Here is a 3,961-nt window from a genome sequence, read left to right as displayed (position 1 = left end):
CCCCAGAACGACCGATTCCGTACTGCTGTGGCGATCTTTTGCTGTGCTTGCCGACCGGAGGACGGCAGTGCCCGCGCTCTAATCCAGATAGTCGCGGAGCACCTGCGAACGCGAGGGGTGGCGCAGCTTCGACATGGTCTTGGACTCGATCTGGCGGATGCGCTCTCGCGTCACGCCGTAGACCTTGCCGATCTCGTCCAGGGTCTTCGGCTGGCCGTCGGTGAGGCCGAAGCGCATGGAGACCACGCCCGCCTCACGCTCGGACAGGGTGTCGAGCACCGAGTGCAGCTGCTCCTGCAGGAGTGTGAAGCTGACCGCGTCGGCCGGTACGACCGCCTCGGAGTCCTCGATCAGATCGCCGAACTCGCTGTCGCCGTCCTCGCCCAGCGGGGTGTGCAGCGAGATCGGCTCACGGCCGTACTTCTGGACCTCGATGACCTTCTCGGGGGTCATGTCCAGTTCCTTGGCCAGCTCCTCCGGAGTGGGCTCACGGCCCAGGTCCTGGAGCATCTGGCGCTGCACCCGCGCGAGCTTGTTGATGACCTCGACCATGTGCACCGGGATACGGATGGTGCGGGCCTGGTCGGCCATGGCGCGGGTGATGGCCTGCCGGATCCACCAGGTGGCGTACGTGGAGAACTTGTAGCCCTTGGTGTAGTCGAACTTCTCGACGGCGCGGATCAGACCGAGGTTGCCCTCCTGGATCAGGTCCAGGAAGAGCATGCCTCGGCCGGTGTACCGCTTGGCGAGCGAGACGACGAGCCGGAGGTTGGCCTCCAGCAGGTGGTTCTTGGCGCGGCGGCCGTCCTCGGCGATGATCTCCAGCTCGCGCTTGAGCTTCGGCGCCAGCTTGTCCGCGTTCGCCAGCTTGTCCTCGGCGAAGAGCCCGGCCTCGATGCGCTTGGCCAGCTCGACCTCCTGCTCGGCGTTGAGGAGGGGGACCTTGCCGATCTGCTTGAGGTAGTCCTTGACCGGGTCGGCCGTGGCACCGGCGACCGCGACCTGCTGCGCGGGCGCGTCGTCCTCGTCCTCGTCGGACAGGACGAAGCCCTTGCTCTCGCCCTCGGCCTCTTCCTCGTCGCCCTTGGCGCCGGGCTGGACCTCGTCGAGCAGTTCCTCGCCGTCCCCGGGCTCGTCCGCGTCCTTCTTCGACGTGGCCTTCTTGGCCACCGTCTTCTTGGCGGCGGTCTTCTTCACCGCCGTCTTCTTTGCGGCGGTCTTCTTGGCAGCCGCCTTCTTCGCGGGCGCGGTCGCCGAGACCTCGTCGCCGGCCGGGACATCGACGGACTCGGCCGCCGGTGCCGCGGTGGCCGCGACAGTCTTCGCCGTGGTCGTCTTGGCCGCGACGGTCTTGGTGGCGGTGCGCTTCGCCGGGCTCTTCGCTGCGACGCTCTTGCGGGCGCGTTTGGGCGACTCCGCGGCACTGACCATCAGCGTCACACCCTCTTCCTCAAGGATCTGGTTGAGGCTGCGCAGAACATTCTTCCACTGGGTTGGCGGAATCTGGTCGGCCTCGAAGGCCCGACGCACGTCATCGCCGGCGATCTGCCCATCAGCCTTTCCCCGCTCGATGAGCGCCATCACAGACTCGGACTCGGCGATCTCCGGCGGGAGCGTACGGGATGTGCTGGCCGACACGAACAACCTCTCGGAACGATGGAAACGGCTTCCGGCCCCGCCCAGGATCGGGCCGGAGCCGACGACCACCGGGCTGCGGATGTTGCCGGTGGCGCGGGGGGAGCCTAGGAACTGGACAGCGCCGTGAACGGCGGCTGTATTCCCTCCTTGACTCTCACCTCTTAGGTCATCGCACTGTTCCCAGGAGTGTTACGCCCAATCCGCGTGGCCCGAGTCACACCCCATTCACGACAAAGCAGCCAGAGCGGATGTTCGGTACACAACCGTGCCGCCGGACCCCCGTGGAATCCGGCGACACCCGGTGAGTACGCCTCCGTACTCCCACCCGCTCGACCGTGGGCTCAGTGCTCGCGCGGCGCGGGTACGACGCGCTCCACCTCGGGGTGCACGGTGAGCAGTTGGCGCACGGCGGACTCGGCGGCATGCGGGTCGCCCGCGGCGAGGGCGTCGGCGATCCGCGCGTGATGTGCCAGGGAGACCTCATTGGGGCGCTCACAGCCGGTGACCGGGCCGCCCGAGACCTGGAGTGCCGCGGAGACGATCCCGGAGAGGTGCTCCAGCATGCGATTGCCGGCGAGCTGGATGAGCAGGGCGTGGAACTCGGTGTCGGCGCGGGAGAAGGTGATTCCGTCACCCTGAGTGAGCGCATGGCCCATGATCTCGACCATGTCGCCCATCCGCTGCTGGATGTCCTCGCGGCCGTGGCCCGCGGCGAGCCGGGCGGCGAGGGGCTCGATGGTCCAGCGCAGCTCGCACAGCTCCCGGCGCTGGTCGTCGCGCTGGGGGCCGAACGCGCGCCACTCGATGATGTCGGCGTCCAGGAGGTTCCAGTCGCTGACCGGCCGGACCCGGGTGCCGACGTTGGGACGCGCGCTGACCAGGCCCTTGGCCTCCAGGACGCGCAGCGACTCCCGTACGACCGTGCGGGAGACCTCGAACCGCTGGCCGATCTCCTCGGGGACGAGCGGGCGGTCGGCGCCCAGGTCCCCCGAGACGATCATCTGGCCGAGCTGCTGGACGAGTTGGCCGTGCAGTCCACGGCCCCGGCTGCCCGCCGTGCGGCGGCCGACGCGGCCCAGCTCCGCCTCGGGGCCGTCCCAGGGGGGCGGGCCGACGCGGTCGGTCCCGGGCGACTCCGCGTAGGGGTATCGGTCGAGTTCGCCCGGGCCTGCGAGGCCGGAGTCGGCGGGACGGGCGGCGGTCATCATGGTGTGCGCAAGGGTACTCACGCATCCTTTGTCGGCCCCACCTCCGCACCCCTTGAGGTCTTTGGTGAAAAGCACACGAAAGGGTGATCGGCGCTTCCCCCACAATTGACGCCTTATCGGAAAGAAACGGGCGGCTTCACGGGAGTTGCGGGCAGATCGTCGCACCACGGTCGTTCATGATCACCAATACGCCCTCCGGCGAAGGCCGATGAACATATACGCGCAGATCAGAACAGACAACGACAACATCAGTGCTACACCGACGGGTTGGGCGAACAGTCGCACTCCGGCCGCCGCCCAGCCGTCCATCCGCCACGGCAGCCGCATCCAGGTGAGGTCGAGAAGCCGGCCGGAGAGACCGGCGATCGAACGCACCGGCGGAACGGAGAGCGCCTGCTGTACGAGTGGGGCGACGATCACCGGTACGGCGAGGACGGCGGCCACTCCGGCGGCCGTGACCCGGAAGACCCCGGCGGCGAGCAGCCCCGACCACGCGCACCCGATCGAGAGACCGCACCAACCGGCGACCAGAACCGGCCAGTTCCCCGGTGGGGACGCCGCCTCGTCCCCGTAGACGAGACGCAGCGCCTGGACGTCCGCCAGAGCGACGAACAGCGCGATCAGTACGGCGGCGACGGCGGTCACGGTGAGCTTGGCGAGGAGCAGGGCGGCCCGGCGGGGGACGGTGCCCCGGGCGGTGGCGAGCGCGGGGTGGCGGAACTCCTCGCCGAAGGAGAGCGCGCCGATCAGTCCGGCGCCGAGGGCCGCGGGCGGCAGCGGAAGGAACTCCGGCCAGGCGGCGAGCGCGACCGGCACGGGGGTGGTCCCCGAGCGGGCGAGCAGGACACACAGGGCGAGTGAGGCGAGCAGGGCGCCGAGGGCGACCAGCGCGGCGGTACGGACTCCCAGGAGCCGGTGCAGTTCGTAGCGCAGCGGGCGCACGGGGGCGGTCATGGGGCGCGGCACGGGCAGCGGCCCGTCCGCCGCCCGCTCCGGTGCGTGGGGACCGGGCGACGGTGGCGGGTCCGGCGGCAACGGTGACGGCAGTGACGGTGACGGTGACGGTGACGGTGACGGCGGTGATGGTTCGGGGCGCCGTTCGCGGGTGGCGCCCC

3 protein-coding genes are annotated in these 3,961 nt (G+C 69.8%); all 3 read right to left on the bottom strand.

Translation table 11 applies throughout. From position 1 onward, the window contains the following. Positions 1-78: 78 nt before the first annotated feature. Complete coding sequence (locus tag ACWF94_RS35610) at positions 79-1,638, bottom strand: RNA polymerase sigma factor (RefSeq protein WP_453498405.1); 1,560 nt, start codon at positions 1,636-1,638, stop codon at positions 79-81. Between the two features lie 341 nt (positions 1,639-1,979). Continuing rightward, positions 1,980-2,867: a FadR/GntR family transcriptional regulator gene (locus tag ACWF94_RS35605; protein ID WP_453498402.1), complete on the bottom strand. Its 888-nt coding sequence runs from the start codon at positions 2,865-2,867 to the stop codon at positions 1,980-1,982. A 159-nt stretch (positions 2,868-3,026) separates the two neighbouring features. Beyond that, positions 3,027-3,800, bottom strand: coding sequence for a hypothetical protein (locus ACWF94_RS35600; protein WP_453498399.1), 774 nt, complete (start codon positions 3,798-3,800; stop codon positions 3,027-3,029). Positions 3,801-3,961 lie beyond the last annotated feature (161 nt).

Source organism: Streptomyces sp. NPDC055078 (genome assembly GCF_053607985.1).
Note: the sequence above shows the minus strand (reverse complement) of the source record. Positions and strands in the feature narration are given on the sequence as shown.

Bases quoted from the DNA above. Each gene is read 5' to 3' on its own strand.
- ACWF94_RS35600 (WP_453498399.1), bottom strand. From the start codon at position 3,800: ATGACCGCCCCCGTGCGCCCGCTGCGCTACGAACTGCACCGGCTCCTG.